Genomic DNA, 15,637 nt, shown 5'->3' with positions numbered 1-15,637 from the left:
TCTTAGCTTTTGTCTTTTTAATAACTTGTTTCTATTTGGGTTGTCTTAGCGTCTCCCCAAAGACTTTCAATGTCGTAATATTCTCTTATCTGTTTTTGAAAAACATGGACCACAACGTTGACATAGTCCATAAGGACCCATTCAGCATTATCGGTTCCCTCAATATGCCAGGGTTTATCCTTAAGTGTTTTGCTAACTTGTTTTTGGATTGAGTTTACGATTGCGTTGACCTGTGTGTTAGAGGTACCTTCACAAACTATAAAATAATCGCAAACTGTGTTTTCTATATCTCTTAAATCTAAAACTGTAATTTCTTTTCCCTTTACGTCTTCTATTCCACTAATTATGGTTGTAATGAGTTGGTCAGCATTGGTTTTTCGTTCCGTCATTAAAATGTTTTAATTTTATGCAAAGTTATTATTTTTTTAGTTCTTGTAAGTCCTATATTTCATAAGAAAACTATAAAATAAAATGCCCTTTGCATGTATATAATCAAACTTGATGCCATTGACTCTACTAATGCCTATTTAAAAAGTATGACATCAGTTACCTTACCAAAAGATTTTACGGTAGTTGCAAGTGAAGTTCAAACCAAAGGTAGGGGACAGATGGGAACTTTTTGGCAATCAGAAAAAGGTAAGAACCTAACTGTTAGTGTATTCAAGAGGGTAAATACATTAAATATAGATGAGCAATTCTTTGTAAGTATGGCTGTTTCATTGGCTATTTGCCAGGGCCTTAAAAAATTTCGTCTACCTAAACTTAAGATAAAATGGCCAAACGACATTTTGTCAGAAGACAAAAAAATTTGTGGTATTTTAATAGAGAATGTCATTAAAAACAACTCTTACGTTGGGTCTGTTATTGGTTTTGGGTTAAATGTGAATCAAAAGTTCTTTTATAATTTACCCAATGCCAGTTCATTATATCTACTTACAGGTGTCTTACAAGATAAGGATGAGGTACTTTCTGAGGTCTTAAATAAGCTTAAACTATATTTAGGTTTATTAGATTCGGGTGAACTGGCCGCTATTAAGGAGGAGTATCAGTCTCAATTGTTTAGAATACACAAACCATCGACTTTTAAAACACAAATAGGAGAGACCTTTTCTGGTATCATAAAAGGTATAGATAATGACGGAAAACTTAGGATATTGATTGAGGACGATATTATTAAATCTTTTAACTTTAAGGAAGTCAATCTTTTATATTAAACGGCAGTTTTCATATTCGTGGTTAAGGTTTCTATAAACTTAGAAATAGGCCCTTTTATCATCATGGACATCATAGGATTAAACTCACCATCAAACACCAAATTTGCTTCGCTCTTATTATCATCAACGTTTGTGATAAAACAAGTTAATGAGAAGTCTAATTTTCCTCCGGCAGCACCTAAGACAATCTTTTCAAAAGGTATAGTTTCCTTTTTTTGTAAGATTATTTCTGGCATACCCTTAAGCGCAAATAAGAATTTCCCCTCGTCAAGTACTTCGAATTTACTAATATTCTCAGGCATTAACGATTCAAAATTTTTTACATCAGACAAAAAATTGAATGTTTCTTCTGCACTTTTATCTAAAACAACTTTTGGAGATTCTAATTTCATGACTTGGTTTTTTCTGTCCTAATACGTTTATATCAAATCGCGTTCCACTCACTAGGATTGGCATTCCAATCTGCCAAAATAGAACGTTGTTTTTGGGAAATATAATTTGTGTCCAAGGCTTGTTCTAAAAGATTGTCATAATTACTCAGTGTATGCAATTGAACATTAGCTTTTTCAAAGTTTTTTTCGGCGATTTCAAAACCATATGAAAAAATTGCAACCATGCCTTTTACATTAACTTCAGCCTCCTGCAATGCTTTTACGGCATTAAGGCTACTTTTTCCAGTACTGATTAAATCTTCTACAACCACCACGTTTTGGCCCTGCTCCAAATATCCTTCAATTTGATTTTGTCGACCGTGCTTCTTAGCTTCAGGTCTCACATAAACAAAAGGCAAATTCAAATATTCAGCAACCAATGCCCCAATTCCTATGGCACCTGTAGCTACACCAGCAATAACATCTGGCTTTCCATAGTGGATCTCAATATATTTAGCAAGTGTTTCCCTAATGTAATTCCTTATCAGAGGAAAAGACAATACAATTCGGTTATCACAATAAATTGGAGATTTCCATCCAGACGCCCAGGTAAATGGGTCCTCAGGTTGTAATTTAATAGCGTTAATCTGTAATAAGACTTCAGCGGTTTTCTTGGCGGTTTCCTTATTAAAAATCATACGGCAAAATTAAACAATTTTGTAGCTTCACTCATTTTAAATACAATTAATTTTTAATTCAACATTTTTAATAAAAAAAATAATACTTTTACACTAATGAAGTGGTAATTTTCCTAATTGATGTACACGGTTTACGTTGGTAATAAACCTATTATTTTAACCTCAGAAGTACAACCTGAGACTGATTTCAAATCGTTCCTTCTAAAATCTGTTAGTATCGGTAAGGTTATCAAAACCTTAAATAAAACAGATTTAAAAGCGGTTCATTTAGTACACAAAAACCCAGAAAAGCTTCTTAAGCATTTTCTTAAGTTACTCCCAGTGGTAGTGGCAGGGGGAGGCAAAGTCTATAACAAAAAGAATGAGGTTCTTTTTATCTATAGAAACGACAAATGGGATTTGCCTAAAGGAAAAGCCGAGCGCAAGGAATCTATTGAAGAAACCGCAATCCGAGAAGTTGAAGAAGAAACGGGTGTGAAGGGATTGGCTATTACTAAAAGTTTACCTACAACTTATCATATTTTTAAGCGCAATGGAAAACATAGGATAAAGGTGACCTATTGGTTTGAAATGAAAACCAATTTTGAGGGTGAGCTTCTTCCACAAGAAAACGAAGGTATAACCAAGGTGCAGTGGCTGGATAAAAATGCATCTAAAAAAGCACTTGAAAATAGTTATGCAAACATTAAGGTTTTGGTTTAAGCTATCGGCAAACAACATCCTTTTAAAACCTTGAATTTTTTAGCTAACCATTTCATGTATAAAATTTTATCGGTTCTTCCATTTAATTAATTCTGAAGATGGGATAAAGTAAGTGCACTTTTTCATAGAACTCACTCTTTTTGTGAATCCAGTCTAATTGTGCATACCAATTATTTGCAAATTCTTCATCATAACTCATCTTAATGTTGTATTCAATTTGAAGCTTAGGGTTGGTTTTTAGAAGAAAGTTAGCCTTATCTTCCCAAACATATGGAGAAAACCCCTCTTTTTGTTGTAGGATCGTATCAAAGAAATTCCAGTTAAAAAATGAATCTGGTGCAATAGGTTCTAAAGTTTCTATTAAATAGCGTAGACTAGGTTGATTGGTATAAACTATATAATCACCCTTTATAAATTTCATGTTCCTTATTGATGATTTAACTTTTGTGTTATAATGCATATAATGACCTTCGTAAGCATTTTTTCTAGTGTCATAATCTGCTATGCGATATGATTCAACCTTAATTATGGTATCTTTTTCAATGCTTTGCAAAACAACATCGTTTAGTTGAAGTAAGTCAATTATAGTGTGCCAGCCTTGGGGAATAACATAAGCTTTAGGAATTGTAGTTTGAGATTTAGGTTTAAAATAATTTTCATACACTACATCCTTGGTAAATGGCTTGGTCCTGTTATATTTTAATCTAGGCGCACCCGTAATATCACTAGTAATCCTGTCTGCCTCAAAGCCTTTAAATTTTAACATACTGTGTTTTGTGGTGTCCACTTCCCAAGATAATGGATAGGTATCACCCACAGACCATTTGTAACCATCTTTGAGTTGCCTAATAGTCGCCCCATTTTCTTCAACGATTTCAATCATACTTTTCATAAGTTCGTATGTACCTTCAACTCGTTGTTTGTATGGTTTAAGCATATGTGTTTCTACCATCATGCCCAGGGTATTGAATAGAGTCGTATAACCTGTTGAGTATCTCGGTGTATCCAAAAACTGAGAGAATCCAGATTCTGGAACCTTATTGAATACATTTACGTACGGTGTTATATCCCATGATTTGTCACTGAGCTTACTTTCGAGTTGAGGCATAATTTCAGTATGTAGATAAGGTCCCAAAGCGCCACCTAGTTTATTGTGCTGTGTAAATAAATGAGTTAATGTATATTGATAATCTGCGCCATTGCTAACATGGTTATCAATAAATACATCAGGTTTAACCAAATGGAATATCTTAGCAAAAGTCCTAGCGTTTTTAGTGTCTGATTTTATAAAGTCCCTGTTTAAGTCATAATTCCGGGCATTACCCCTAAACCCGTATGCCTTTGGGCCATTTTGATTGGTTCTAGTCGTTGAATTTCTATTGAGGCTACCACCCACATTATAAATAGGAATGGTCACAACAATGGTGTTATTGTTAGTTTTTATTTTGCCATTTGCCAAATCCCTAAACAGCATCATTGTGGCATCAATACCGTCTGATTCCCCTGGATGGATGCCATTATTTATCATTAAAATATGGTGCTCTTTTCTAAGCTCTGAGAAGTTATCGCCGCTTTTGCTCGGATTATAGGTAATCATGTGTAAAGGTTTGCCGGCGTCGGTATCACCTATAGATTGCAGACTTATTTCCGGGTAGTTTTTCGCCAGGTGTGCGTAAAAATCGATGGTTTCTTCATAAGTTGCTGTTTCAAAGCCTTCACTTTTCTCAAAAACAGTGGTGAAATCATTTTTTATCGCGTTTTCTTTTTCCGTGTTGGAATTTTCAGCACAAGAGGCCAAAAGCAGTAGGGCAAGAAATAGTTTATTCATTTTTGTATTGGCGATTTTAGTATTTTAAAATGTTTTCAAACTTACAGATTTTAACTTATAAAACTCTACTTCAAGAGGTCTAGAGATTATAAAATAGATTAATTTTGCCCAATCTTTCAAATTCTACAAATGCAGCAAACTACAGATACTATTTTAATGATTCGTCCTATTAATTTCAGGATGAATGAGCAAACGGCCGTAAATAATTATTTTCAAGAAGATTTAGACTTAAAAAACGCTGAAATAAATGCTAAAGCTCAAAAGGAGTTTGATGATTTTGTGGACAAACTAAAAGCGGTTGGAATTAAAGTCATAGTTGAGCAAGATGATAAGCTAATGGACACGCCAGACTCTATTTTTCCTAATAATTGGGTAAGTTTTCATAGTAATGGTGATGTAGCCATATATCCTATGTTTGCTGAAAATCGCAGAAAAGAGCGTAGGGACGAAGTATTTATAAGACTGGAAAAGGAAGGGTTTATAATAGAGCATATTATCGACTATACCTCTGCCGAAAACATGGGTGTTTTTTTAGAGGGGACCGGAAGTATGATTTTGGATCGAGTAAATAGAAAAGCGTATTGTGCTCTATCTCCAAGAGCTGATGAAGACTTGTTCATTGAGTTCTGTGAGGATTTTGAATATACACCCGTTATTTTTAGGGCCAATCAGACTACGGACGGTAAGCGTTTGCCCATATACCATACAAATGTAATGATGTGTATCGCTGAAAACTTTGCGATTATTTGTTTGGATGCCATTGATGATAAAAAGGAACGAAAAAATGTTGTAGGACATCTTAAGAGAGATGGGAAAGAAATTATTTCTATTTCTGAAGCCCAAATGCAAAATTTTGCTGGAAATATGCTTCAGTTACAAGGCGATGATCAACAACGATATCTTATTATGAGCGAATCGGCTTATAAGAGCTTAGATAAAGGGCAAATAACTAAAATTGAAAAGCATTGCCCCGTTATATATAGCTCACTTGATACCATTGAAACCTGTGGAGGTGGTAGTGCACGCTGCATGATGGCAGAGGTATTTTTGCCAAGGTCTTAGTTGAGCTTATTCAAGATTTACTTAATTTTTTGGCTTACCAAACACAATGGCCAACTGCGCTAAATCCATGCTCTTGTAAGTTTATTTTATCCTCGAAGATTTCTTCTTCACAGTGAGCAAAGGCGGTACAACACATAATGTTTACGGTTGTTATCTCTTGTTTTGCCTTTAAAATGTTTGGCAGCAATATGTGCGAGGATAACCCCGCATCTCTCTGCTAAATAAATGTTTCATATCTGAACAAGGATATTTAATAAAAATAATTAGGCTTGTGGTGCAGCCTTAGGAAGTTCAATAAAGAATTTACTGCCTACATTAGGGGTGCTTTCAACCCAGATTCGGCCTTTATTGAGTTCTACAAGGTCTTTAGCAATGGTCAATCCGAGTCCGGTGCCTTTTTCATTTTTAGTGCCTACAGTGGTGAAGTTTTTATTGACGTTAAATAGTTTTTCAATATTTTCTGGAGATATTCCTACTCCTGTATCTTCGACGCAAATGAGAGATTTTCCTTTGGCGTCTTGATTAGAAACGGTGATAACATCGCCGGTTCTACTGAATTTGACGGCATTGGTTATTAAATTTTGAATCACAATCTCAATCATACTTCGGTCAGCATAAACAAAGTCACGTTGTGACTCGTCAATCAAAACAATGCGTTTATCTTCAACCTTTTGCTCAACCAAAGCCATTTTAGTATGAAATACATCTTGGATATTAAAAAGCTCTGGTTTAGGCTCAAGGTTTTGCATTTGAGACTTTGACCAATTCAGTAGATTGAACAAAAGAGATGAGGCGTTATCGGCATTTTCGCTAAGTTCAGGAATTAAATCCCTAAACTCTTCTTTTGAAATACTATCTTCCTTGAGTAAATCGAGGAAGGCTTTAATTGAGGAAATAGAATCCTTTAAGTCATGTGAAACTATGGAGAAAAGTTTGTCCTTTACTTGATTGACTTCCTCAAGATGCTGGATTTGTTCTGATATGGTCTCATTTTTAGCTTTTTCTTGACGAAGGAAATCTTCCTGCTTTAAAAGTTCATCTTTAATTCCTTTTGTTTTATTTAGGCTATAAAAAAGAAGAGCAAGCACTATTATAAGCGCTGCAATAAGGCCATAAAATATATAGGAGTTACTATACCAGGTTCTCTTTACATTTTTGTTAGAAGGATTAGAGGTGTCTTTATCAACGGCATCGAATAAAGAAATGTCGTCTATTTCCTTAACTTGATTTCTAACATTCAAAATATCTTCATCTTCTTGTTCTATGAGGCTTTTCAGGTCGTAATATTTATTCTGCCAAAAGAAGGCGTTTTGGAAATAACCTCTCGTGGAATCTAAGGCAATATGCAATTTGTAGTTTTCCAGTAGGGCTTTTTTATTATCGATTTTTTTAGCAATGGCGTAGGCTTCGTTCAGTTGAAGTTCTGCCAATTTAACTTTTCTTTTTTGAAGATTTAAATTTGCTATGGCGTTAAGGGCTTTTAAAATGCCCTCTTGGTTGTCTTGCTTTCTATTGTATTTTAGTCCTTCTACCAATAGCTCACTGGCTTTATCAAACTCTTTAAACTCCAAGTATTCAATGCCAAGCTTTGGTAATATTTCCCCTCTTAGGTCTTTATCGGTTTCTGGATTTATAAGGTTGAGTACTTTTTCAAAATATTCAATGGCTTTACGGTGCTCCTTTCTCATGGAGAATAATTCCGCAATATTCTTATTGGATTGTATGATACCTCTTTTATCATTAATCTGTGTTCTAACCTCTAAAGCCTTATAATTAAAATCTAGAGACTTGTCCAGTTGACCTGTTTTGAAGTAGGCTTCGGCTAGATTATTGTATGCGGTACTTAATTCATCGCGAAGATTGCGTTCTTCGAAGATGGTGATTGCTGCAAGCGAGTTTTTTAATCCTAAACTGTAATTGCCACGTTTAATCTCAATGAGGCCAATACTATTGCTAACCTTGGCAACTCCTAGCGTATCCTTAATTTGTGTGAAGTACTTTCTAGATTTGTTATAATTGTCAATAGCATTGAAATAGTCATTGCGTTTTGCATAGATTAATGCTCTATAGTAACTGCTTTCGGCAAGGCCCCTTACGTAATTTAAATCTTGGGAGAGTTTGGTTGTTTGATTTACATATAACAATGCTTTTTTGTAATCTTCAACCTTATAGAGCTCTTCAATAAGCTTCAAAGCTAGATCAACTTTAATAGAGTCTTGTTTGTGATAGGCTAATTCAAAGGTAAGTTTATCTATCTTTTCGTTTTGAGAATAAACGAAAAGAGACATTAGAACCAACGTTATGGTCAGTAGCTGCTTCATCTTAAAATAGCAGTAAGATGAATTGCACTGTTTTGATGTGAAAAACTTTTACGGAGGGAAATAAAAAGTAAGTTAACACAAAACAATAACAACTTGGTTAATGTTTGATAATTAAGCCTCATTAATGTTTGGGACATTGATTAATAGCCTACCAAAAATGCCATAATGTACTCAAATACACTAATTATTAGGACTTAATACCAATAAATTAGATAAACTGACAGATGAAATTCACGAAAAAAAAGATGTATCGACAAACGGCAAAAAACATAGGAAAACTACACTATTCTCGATGAAATGCATATATGGTTTAAATGTTTGAAAATCAGAAAATTGTATGTAAATGAATTGTTTTCCAAAAACGAGTAGCCCACATTTAAAAAGTTACTGATATGACCGACACTAATTTCAATATCCGGATTAATTTTTTGGTCTCAAAATCAAGAGTTCTGAAATTGTTGAATTCACAGTATTGAAGAAAGAATTAAAATAATAACTTCTATCTTTGCAGACGTTTAAAAAACATCTTGTAATAAGCCCATATGGAACTTCAGAAAACTTTAGAATTTCAGGTTAAGGAAGCTGTAAAATCAATATTTAATGCAGAGTTGGAGTCTGTCGAATTTCAGGCAACACGAAAGGAATTCCCTGGCGATATTACTGTTGTGATATTTCCGATGCTAAGGATTGTTAAAGGCAATCCAGCAGTGATTGGAGAGCAAATAGGGCAATATTTGGTCGATAAAATGCCCTTGGTAGAAAAGTTCAATGTTGTAAAGGGTTTTTTGAATATTGAGATTTCGGATGACTATTACCTTCAATTCTTTAATGGCATAAAGGACCTAAAGGATTATGGTTTTTCTCATAACATTGACAAAAAGGCCATAATAGTTGAGTATTCCTCTCCAAACACCAATAAACCGCTTCATTTAGGGCATGTTAGAAATGTGCTATTAGGTTACAGTGTGGCAGAAATTCTCAAAGCCTCCGGTAAAAAAGTTTACAAGACCCAAATCATTAACGATAGAGGAATCCATATTTGTAAAAGTATGCTGGCATGGCTGCGTTTTGGAAATTGCGAGACGCCGAGATCGGCAGGGTTAAAGGGTGATAAGTTGGTAGGGAATTATTACGTAGCTTTCGATAAGGCATACAAAGCTGAAGTCACTGAAATGATGCGTGAGGGTGTTTCTGAAGAAGAAGCAAAAAAAAATGCGCCAATATTGCTTGAAGCTCAAGACATGCTGCGACGTTGGGAAGCTGGGGATAACGAAGTTGTGGCACTTTGGAGAAAAATGAATGCTTGGGTTTATGAGGGTTTTGAAGAAACTTACAAAAACATAGGTGTTGATTTTGACAAGTATTACTATGAAAGTGATACGTATTTATTGGGCAAGGAGTTTATTGCTGAAGGATTAAAAACGGGTGTTTTTTTTACTAAGGATGATGGGTCTGTTTGGTGCGATTTAACGGATGAAGGACTGGATGAGAAGATTGTTCTGCGTAGTGATGGTACAGCAGTATACATGACACAGGATATTGGCACTGCTGTGCAACGCCTAAAGGATTATCCAGATGTGGGAGGTATGGTTTACACCGTGGGAAATGAACAGGATTACCATTTTAAGGTCTTGTTTTTAATCCTAAAAAAACTGGGGTTTGAATGGGCTAAGAATCTATTTCATTTAAGCTATGGTATGGTAGATCTGCCAAGTGGCAAGATGAAAAGCCGTGAAGGAACGGTGGTGGATGCTGATGATTTAATTGAGGAAATGGCGACAACTGCTGAAGAAATATCTGAGAATCTCGGAAAGTTAGATGACTATACCGAAGCAGAAAAGCAGCTACTTTACAAAACCATAGGACTCGGTGCACTTAAATATTTCATCCTTAAGGTTGACCCTAAAAAACGAATTCTCTTCGACCCAAAAGAGTCAATAGATTTTCAAGGTAATACGGGGCCCTTCATTCAATATACCTATGCCAGGATTCAATCAATTTTAAGAAAATCTGATATTGACCTTACAGATACAGTAATCAAAGGACTTAAATTACACGAAAAGGAGAAACAGCTTTTAAAGCAATTGGAACAATTCCCTGAAGTCGTACAAAATTCCGCATCCCAATACAGTCCTGCATTAATTGCTAATTATACTTATGAGCTTGTTAAGGATTTTAATTCATTCTATCAAAATGTGTCTATTCTAGGCGCAGATAATAAAGAAGAAAAATCCTTTAGAGTGCTGCTTTGCAAAGTGGTTGGACAAACCATTAAGAACGCTTTTGGCCTATTAGGTATTGAGGTGCCTTCCAGAATGTAAGTGACAGCATAAATTACACTAATAAGTGAATTCATTTTAACAGTTTTCAAATATTTTTTTTGCTGGTAATCACTATATTTACTTATGCTATAAAAAAGATTTACTTGAAAGATGAAAAATACTCATTATCAGAAATATGGTTTAAAACTTAATTTGTTAATTCTTAGTTTGGTATTTTCCTCAATACTAGCGGCTCAAACAGTATTTTCAGAATATAGTGGTATAGTCATAGACGGAAACACAAAAAAACCTCTAGAGGCAGTAAGTTTAATTATTTTGAACGAAAACCTGAGCACAGTGACAAATTCAGAGGGAGAATTTGTTCTAAAAATCCCGAATCAAATACTAAATCCACGCTTGGTTGCCTCTTATCTGGGCTACAAGAATTTTATGATATCCCTATCTGAGCTTCAGGATAATAAAATCAAAATAGAGCTTTATAAGGCTGTAACCGAATTGTCAGAAGTTAATATTTCAGCATTTAAAAATGCAAAAGCCCTAGTTGAAAGGGTATTTGAAAATAAGGCCGAAAGACTGCAGAATGAATCTGTAATTATGACAGCGTTTTACAGGGAGACCATAAAAAGACGAAAGCGAAACGTATCGCTAACTGAAGCGGTAGTTGATATTTACAAAGAGCCATACACCTCGCGTGATGAAGACATAATTGCTTTGAGCAAGGCAAGAAAAAGTACCGACTATAAACGATTGGATACTGTCTCTGTAAAACTACAGGGAGGACCCTATTCGACAATCTACTTAGATTTAATGAAGTATCCAGAGTATATTTTTACTGAAGAAACGATTCCTTTTTATGATTTTGAATTCAAAGATCCAACAAACATAGATAATAGGAACGTTTACGTGGTGTACTTCAAAACAAAAGATAGTGGGCTTAATATCAACTACAATGGCAACTTATATATCGATTCAAAAACATTGGCTTTAGTCAGTGCCGATTACTATCTGGATTTAAGTAATAGGGCAAGGACAAAAAACCTTCTTGTTAAGAGAAAGCCTAGAGATGTTGTGGTCTACCCACTTGAGGCTAATTATAAAGTTGATTATAAAATCAGTGGTAACAAATGGCATTTCAATTATGCTAATCTCAATTTAACTTTTAAGATCAATAAAAAACGCCAATTATTCAATAAGGTATATACGCTATCAAGCGAAATGGCAATAACAGATTGGGAGATTAATACAACCGACAAAAAAGTTAAGGCTAAAGACAGGCTAAAACCTTCAGTGATAATTGCGGATGCCATTTCAGGCTTTTCCGATCCTGATTTTTGGGGTGCCTATAATTTAATTGAACCAGACAAGTCCATTGAGACTGCGATAGAAAAGATTCAGAAAAGTATAGAGCGAGAGAAAGCCAGAGCAGAAAATTAGATGAAACACGCTAAGGAGATTAGCTGGATTTAATACGCAGTTTTTGCATTCTGTGAGCATTAATTATTTGTATTTGCTGATTGACATGTAATAATTAAATAAATCAGGGTACGAGAATTGTAAGTTTTTGCTTAAAAAGGATTTAGAGAATTTAAATTAATACATGGAACTATTTTCAGCCAAATAGCTGTCTTTCCTTTTGGCGATTAAAAAATGACCCATAATTGCGCTTGCCTCATTCGTTTATCTCTCTTAAATTCTTAAATTTGCAACTTCTAAATTAGATCAAGATTATGTTCAATAATTTAAGTGAGAAGTTAGATAAGGCGTTACACGTATTAAAAGGTCATGGTAGTATTACCGAGGTAAATGTGGCCGAAACTTTGAAGGAAGTTAGACGAGCGCTTTTAGATGCTGATGTTAACTTTAAAATTGCCAAGGAATTTACTAATACCGTTAAGGAAAAAGCCTTAGGTCAAAATGTGTTAACAACCCTGCAACCTAGTCAGTTAATGGTTAAGATTGTAAAGGATGAGTTAACCGAACTCATGGGTGGTGATGCCGAAGGAATAGACCTTTCAGGCGACCCAAGTGTTATTCTGATGTCAGGTTTACAAGGTTCTGGTAAAACCACCTTCTCTGGTAAACTTGCCAATTATCTAAAAAATAAAAAGACCAAGAAACCACTATTGGTAGCTTGTGATGTCTACCGTCCTGCGGCTATTGATCAGTTGCATGTCGTTGGTGATCAAATCAATGTTGAGGTTTTTAGTGACAAAGGAAACAATGACCCTGTCGCAATTGCCAAAGCAGGGATTGCCCACGCAAAGGCTAATGGATTTAATGTGGTTATTATAGATACTGCAGGTCGTTTGGCTGTCGACGAAGCCATGATGACTGAAATATCAAATATCCACGAGGCAATTGAGCCACAAGAGACTTTGTTCGTTGTAGACTCTATGACAGGTCAAGACGCTGTTAATACAGCAAAGGCCTTCAATGATATTTTAAATTTTGATGGTGTCATTCTTACTAAATTAGATGGTGACACCCGCGGTGGTGCTGCTATTTCTATTAAATCTGTAGTTGATAAGCCAATTAAGTTTATCGGTACAGGTGAGAAGATGGAAGCTATAGATGTCTTCTATCCTTCACGTATGGCAGATCGTATTTTAGGTATGGGTGATGTGGTTTCACTTGTTGAACGCGCCCAAGACCAATACGATGAAGAGGAGGCTAGAAAGCTGCAAAAGAAAATTGCTAAGAATCAATTTGGGTTCGATGATTTTTTGAAGCAAATCCAGCAGATTAAGAAAATGGGTAACATGAAGGACCTTATTGGGATGATACCTGGAGCTAGTAAAATGATGAAGGGTATCGATATAGATGATGATGCCTTTAAGGGCATTGAGGCTATTATTCATTCCATGACACCTGAGGAGCGCACAAACCCATCGGTAATCAACGCCAGTAGAAAAAAGCGTATTGCCAAAGGCTCAGGGACTTCAGTTCAAGAAATCAATCAACTATTGAAGCAGTTCACCCAGATGAGCAAAATGATGAAAATGATGCAAGGCGGAGGCGGAAAGCGAATGATGCAAATGATGAAAAATATGCCGCGTTAGGCATCAAATAGAATAAATCCATTAGTATGACAATTTTAGACGGTAGAAAAATCAGTAGTGACATTAAGAATGAAATTAAGGCTGAAGTCGACAAGATGAAAGCTAATGGAGAAAAAGTACCTCACTTGGCTGCTGTAATCGTAGGAAATGATGGCGCAAGCTTAACTTATGTTGGTAGTAAGGTAAGAGCTTGTGAACGTGTAGGATTTGAGTCTACAATGGTTCGTATGTCCAACACTACAAGCGAGATTGAGCTTCTTGATAAGATAGAGGAATTAAATCACAATGATGATATTGATGGCTTTATTATTCAATTACCATTACCTCCACAGATTAACACCCGAAAAGTGTTAATGGCAGTAAATCCTGATAAGGATGTCGATGGTTTTCATCCGATGAATTTTGGTAAAATGGCCTTGGATATGTCTACTTTTATTCCGGCGACACCATTTGGTATTTTAGAGCTCTTAGATCGTTATAATGTCGAAACAGATGGTAAGCATACCGTTATTATTGGGCGCTCACATATTGTAGGACGACCTATGAGTATTCTGATGGGGCGTAAAGGTTTTCCTGGTAATTCAACCGTAACGTTGACGCATAGTCATACTAAAAATATAACCCAAATTACATCACAAGCAGATATTATTATTTCTGCTTTGGGTGTTCCTGGATTTCTAAAAGCCGAAATGGTAAAGGATGATGCCGTAATAATAGATGTTGGTATTACGCGCGTTGCGGATGATTCAGAAAAAGGTTATCATATTACCGGTGATGTAGATTTTGACAATGTCAGTAAAAAAGCAAGTTTTATTACTCCTGTTCCTGGTGGTGTTGGTCCTATGACTATTGCTATGTTATTAAAAAATACTCTATTGGCCAGAGAGCAACATAGAAAGAATAAACAGTAAGGCTACCTATTTGGCAAACAACTGACGCATGTCCTTAAATGCTTTAAATTCTAAGGCATTACCTGAAGGATCTTTGAAAAACATTGTAGCTTGTTCACCCACCTGACCTTTAAATCTGGTGTAGGGTTCTATAATGAATGTAATCCCCTTGGTTTTTAGTAATTCGGCAAAATCATGAAAGATGCTCCATGGCAATACTACACCGAAATGTGGGACGGGAACATCCTTTCCATCTACGAGATTGGTATGGTTATCCTCTTGTATTTTAGGTTTGTAATGGATGACCAGTTGATGACCAAAAAAATTATAGTCTACCCAATGGTCACTACTCCGACCTTCTTCAAAATTTAAAATATCTGTATAAAATCGTCGACATTCTTCTAAATTATGTACGGGAATGGCTAAATGAAAAGGCGAAAGCTGAGTCATGTTATCTTCTGGTGTTTCTTGTTTTAGGTTGAAAGGTTTTCGTGGAATCTTGAATTAATCGTTTCAGGGTTTTAAATTCTTCATCTGTAAGTTCCCTGTAGGTTCCCGTAGGAATATCTAATTCAATATTCATTATGCGTATGCGCTTTAGGGTTATTACCTCATAATTTAAGTATTCGCACATACGGCGAATTTGCCGATTAAGTCCTTGTGTCAAAATAATCCGAAATGTAAAGCGATCAATTTTTTCAACCTTACATTCTCTTGTGCGTTGGCCAAGTTCTTCGAGATAAATACCGCCAGACATGCGCTCGATAAAAGTCTGGGAAATGGGCTTGTCTAAGGTAACTACGTATTCCTTTTCGTGATTATTACTGGCTCTTAATATCTTATTGACTATATCACCATCGTCTGTAAGAAGTATAAGACCTTCGCTCGGTTTGTCTAATCGCCCAATGGGAAAGATACGCTTAGGGTAATTGATAAAGTCAATGATATTATCTTTTTCAACACGCGTATCTGTTGTACAAACGAGGCCAACAGGCTTGTTAAATGCCAAGTAGACAAAATCTTGTTTTCGTTCACCGATAATTTTTCCGTCCACTTTAACAACATCTTCGGAAGTAACTTTTGTTCCCATTTCTGGCACAGCGTCATTCACCGTAACACGACCAGCCTCAATTAAGCGGTCGGCCTCCCTACGAGAGCAGTATCCAGCTTCACTGAGATACTTATTTAGGCGTTTTTGCTGTTCAGGCAT

General features: G+C 35.6%; 14 protein-coding genes. 7 read left to right on the top strand and 7 right to left on the bottom strand.

What is annotated here, in order from left to right:
- Window positions 1–17: 17 nt before the first annotated feature.
- The gene (rsfS, locus tag CA834_RS13340) at window positions 18–389 is read right to left on the bottom strand and encodes a ribosome silencing factor (protein WP_094969224.1); all 372 of its coding nucleotides are present in this window, start codon (window positions 387–389) and stop codon (window positions 18–20) included.
- A gap of 93 nt (window positions 390–482) precedes the next feature.
- On the opposite strand from rsfS, the gene CA834_RS13335 reads away from it, so the two are divergent.
- Window positions 483–1,214: a biotin--[acetyl-CoA-carboxylase] ligase gene (locus CA834_RS13335; protein ID WP_094969223.1), complete on the top strand. Its 732-nt coding sequence runs from the start codon at window positions 483–485 to the stop codon at window positions 1,212–1,214.
- Here the strand turns inward: CA834_RS13335 and CA834_RS13330 are convergent.
- Together CA834_RS13330 and pyrE are read right to left on the bottom strand one after the other, a co-directional pair.
- Window positions 1,211–1,606 (bottom strand): orotate phosphoribosyltransferase, encoded by a 396-nt coding sequence (locus CA834_RS13330; protein ID WP_094969222.1) that lies wholly within the window; start codon window positions 1,604–1,606, stop codon window positions 1,211–1,213. The two genes, CA834_RS13335 and CA834_RS13330, sit on opposite strands and share 4 nt — an antisense overlap.
- 32 nt (window positions 1,607–1,638) lie before the next feature.
- Window positions 1,639–2,283 carry an orotate phosphoribosyltransferase gene (gene pyrE, locus CA834_RS13325; protein ID WP_094969221.1) on the bottom strand — a complete coding sequence of 215 codons (645 nt, stop codon included), beginning with the start codon at window positions 2,281–2,283 and terminating at the stop codon, window positions 1,639–1,641.
- A 120-nt stretch (window positions 2,284–2,403) separates the two neighbouring features.
- Here pyrE and CA834_RS13320 point away from each other — a divergent pair, with 120 nt between their 5' ends.
- The gene (locus CA834_RS13320) at window positions 2,404–2,985 is read left to right on the top strand and encodes an NUDIX hydrolase (RefSeq protein ID WP_094969220.1); all 582 of its coding nucleotides are present in this window, start codon (window positions 2,404–2,406) and stop codon (window positions 2,983–2,985) included.
- An 82-nt stretch (window positions 2,986–3,067) separates the two neighbouring features.
- On the opposite strand, the gene CA834_RS13315 is transcribed toward CA834_RS13320, so the two are convergent.
- On the bottom strand, window positions 3,068–4,813 hold the full coding sequence (locus tag CA834_RS13315) for a M14 family metallopeptidase (RefSeq protein WP_094969219.1): 1,746 nt from the start codon (window positions 4,811–4,813) through the stop codon (window positions 3,068–3,070).
- A 129-nt stretch (window positions 4,814–4,942) separates the two neighbouring features.
- Here CA834_RS13315 and ctlX point away from each other — a divergent pair, with 129 nt between their 5' ends.
- Window positions 4,943–5,875, top strand: coding sequence for a citrulline utilization hydrolase CtlX (ctlX, locus tag CA834_RS13310; RefSeq protein WP_094969218.1), 933 nt, complete (start codon window positions 4,943–4,945; stop codon window positions 5,873–5,875).
- 263 nt (window positions 5,876–6,138) lie between these two features.
- On the opposite strand, the gene CA834_RS13305 is transcribed toward ctlX, so the two are convergent.
- Window positions 6,139–8,163, bottom strand: a complete 2,025-nt coding sequence (locus CA834_RS13305) for an ATP-binding protein (RefSeq protein WP_240507613.1) — start codon at window positions 8,161–8,163, stop codon at window positions 6,139–6,141.
- Window positions 8,164–8,738: 575 nt separating this feature from the next.
- On the opposite strand from CA834_RS13305, the gene argS reads away from it, so the two are divergent.
- The 4 genes from argS to CA834_RS13285 all read left to right on the top strand — a co-directional run bounded on the left by argS (window position 8,739) and on the right by CA834_RS13285 (window position 14,448).
- Window positions 8,739–10,517, top strand: a complete 1,779-nt coding sequence (gene argS, locus CA834_RS13300; protein ID WP_094969216.1) for an arginine--tRNA ligase — start codon at window positions 8,739–8,741, stop codon at window positions 10,515–10,517.
- A 111-nt stretch (window positions 10,518–10,628) separates the two neighbouring features.
- Complete coding sequence (locus CA834_RS13295; protein WP_094969215.1) at window positions 10,629–11,912, top strand: carboxypeptidase-like regulatory domain-containing protein; 1,284 nt, start codon at window positions 10,629–10,631, stop codon at window positions 11,910–11,912.
- A 293-nt stretch (window positions 11,913–12,205) separates the two neighbouring features.
- Window positions 12,206–13,537, top strand: a complete 1,332-nt coding sequence (gene ffh, locus CA834_RS13290) for a signal recognition particle protein (protein WP_094969214.1) — start codon at window positions 12,206–12,208, stop codon at window positions 13,535–13,537.
- A gap of 26 nt (window positions 13,538–13,563) precedes the next feature.
- Window positions 13,564–14,448, top strand: a complete 885-nt coding sequence (locus tag CA834_RS13285) for a bifunctional 5,10-methylenetetrahydrofolate dehydrogenase/5,10-methenyltetrahydrofolate cyclohydrolase (protein ID WP_094969213.1) — start codon at window positions 13,564–13,566, stop codon at window positions 14,446–14,448.
- Window positions 14,449–14,454: 6 nt separating this feature from the next.
- Here the strand turns inward: CA834_RS13285 and CA834_RS13280 are convergent, their stop codons facing one another.
- Complete coding sequence (locus tag CA834_RS13280; protein WP_094969212.1) at window positions 14,455–14,877, bottom strand: VOC family protein; 423 nt, start codon at window positions 14,875–14,877, stop codon at window positions 14,455–14,457.
- A gap of 1 nt (window position 14,878) precedes the next feature.
- Window positions 14,879–15,637 carry a 23S rRNA pseudouridine(2604) synthase RluF gene (rluF, locus tag CA834_RS13275; RefSeq protein WP_094969211.1) on the bottom strand — a complete coding sequence of 253 codons (759 nt, stop codon included), beginning with the start codon at window positions 15,635–15,637 and terminating at the stop codon, window positions 14,879–14,881.

Origin of the sequence: Winogradskyella aurantia, from assembly GCF_002266855.1 — a bacterium.
Lineage (GTDB): Bacteria > Bacteroidota > Bacteroidia > Flavobacteriales > Flavobacteriaceae > Winogradskyella > Winogradskyella aurantia.
This window is presented reverse-complemented; position numbering and strand designations above follow the sequence as displayed.

What these genes read in the sequence shown, in the direction of transcription:
- rsfS (WP_094969224.1), bottom strand. Translation starts at nt 389, where the DNA reads ATGACGGAACGAAAAACCAATGCTGACCAACTCATTACAACCATAATT.
- CA834_RS13335 (WP_094969223.1), top strand. Translation starts at nt 483, where the DNA reads ATGTATATAATCAAACTTGATGCCATTGACTCTACTAATGCCTATTTA.
- CA834_RS13330 (WP_094969222.1), bottom strand. Translation starts at nt 1,606, where the DNA reads ATGAAATTAGAATCTCCAAAAGTTGTTTTAGATAAAAGTGCAGAAGAA.
- pyrE (WP_094969221.1), bottom strand. Translation starts at nt 2,283, where the DNA reads ATGATTTTTAATAAGGAAACCGCCAAGAAAACCGCTGAAGTCTTATTA.
- CA834_RS13320 (WP_094969220.1), top strand. Translation starts at nt 2,404, where the DNA reads ATGTACACGGTTTACGTTGGTAATAAACCTATTATTTTAACCTCAGAA.
- CA834_RS13315 (WP_094969219.1), bottom strand. Translation starts at nt 4,813, where the DNA reads ATGAATAAACTATTTCTTGCCCTACTGCTTTTGGCCTCTTGTGCTGAA.
- ctlX (WP_094969218.1), top strand. Translation starts at nt 4,943, where the DNA reads ATGCAGCAAACTACAGATACTATTTTAATGATTCGTCCTATTAATTTC.
- CA834_RS13305 (WP_240507613.1), bottom strand. Translation starts at nt 8,163, where the DNA reads ATGTCTCTTTTCGTTTATTCTCAAAACGAAAAGATAGATAAACTTACC.
- argS (WP_094969216.1), top strand. Translation starts at nt 8,739, where the DNA reads ATGGAACTTCAGAAAACTTTAGAATTTCAGGTTAAGGAAGCTGTAAAA.
- CA834_RS13295 (WP_094969215.1), top strand. Translation starts at nt 10,629, where the DNA reads ATGAAAAATACTCATTATCAGAAATATGGTTTAAAACTTAATTTGTTA.
- ffh (WP_094969214.1), top strand. Translation starts at nt 12,206, where the DNA reads ATGTTCAATAATTTAAGTGAGAAGTTAGATAAGGCGTTACACGTATTA.
- CA834_RS13285 (WP_094969213.1), top strand. Translation starts at nt 13,564, where the DNA reads ATGACAATTTTAGACGGTAGAAAAATCAGTAGTGACATTAAGAATGAA.
- CA834_RS13280 (WP_094969212.1), bottom strand. Translation starts at nt 14,877, where the DNA reads ATGACTCAGCTTTCGCCTTTTCATTTAGCCATTCCCGTACATAATTTA.
- rluF (WP_094969211.1), bottom strand. Translation starts at nt 15,637, where the DNA reads ATGCCTGAACAGCAAAAACGCCTAAATAAGTATCTCAGTGAAGCTGGA.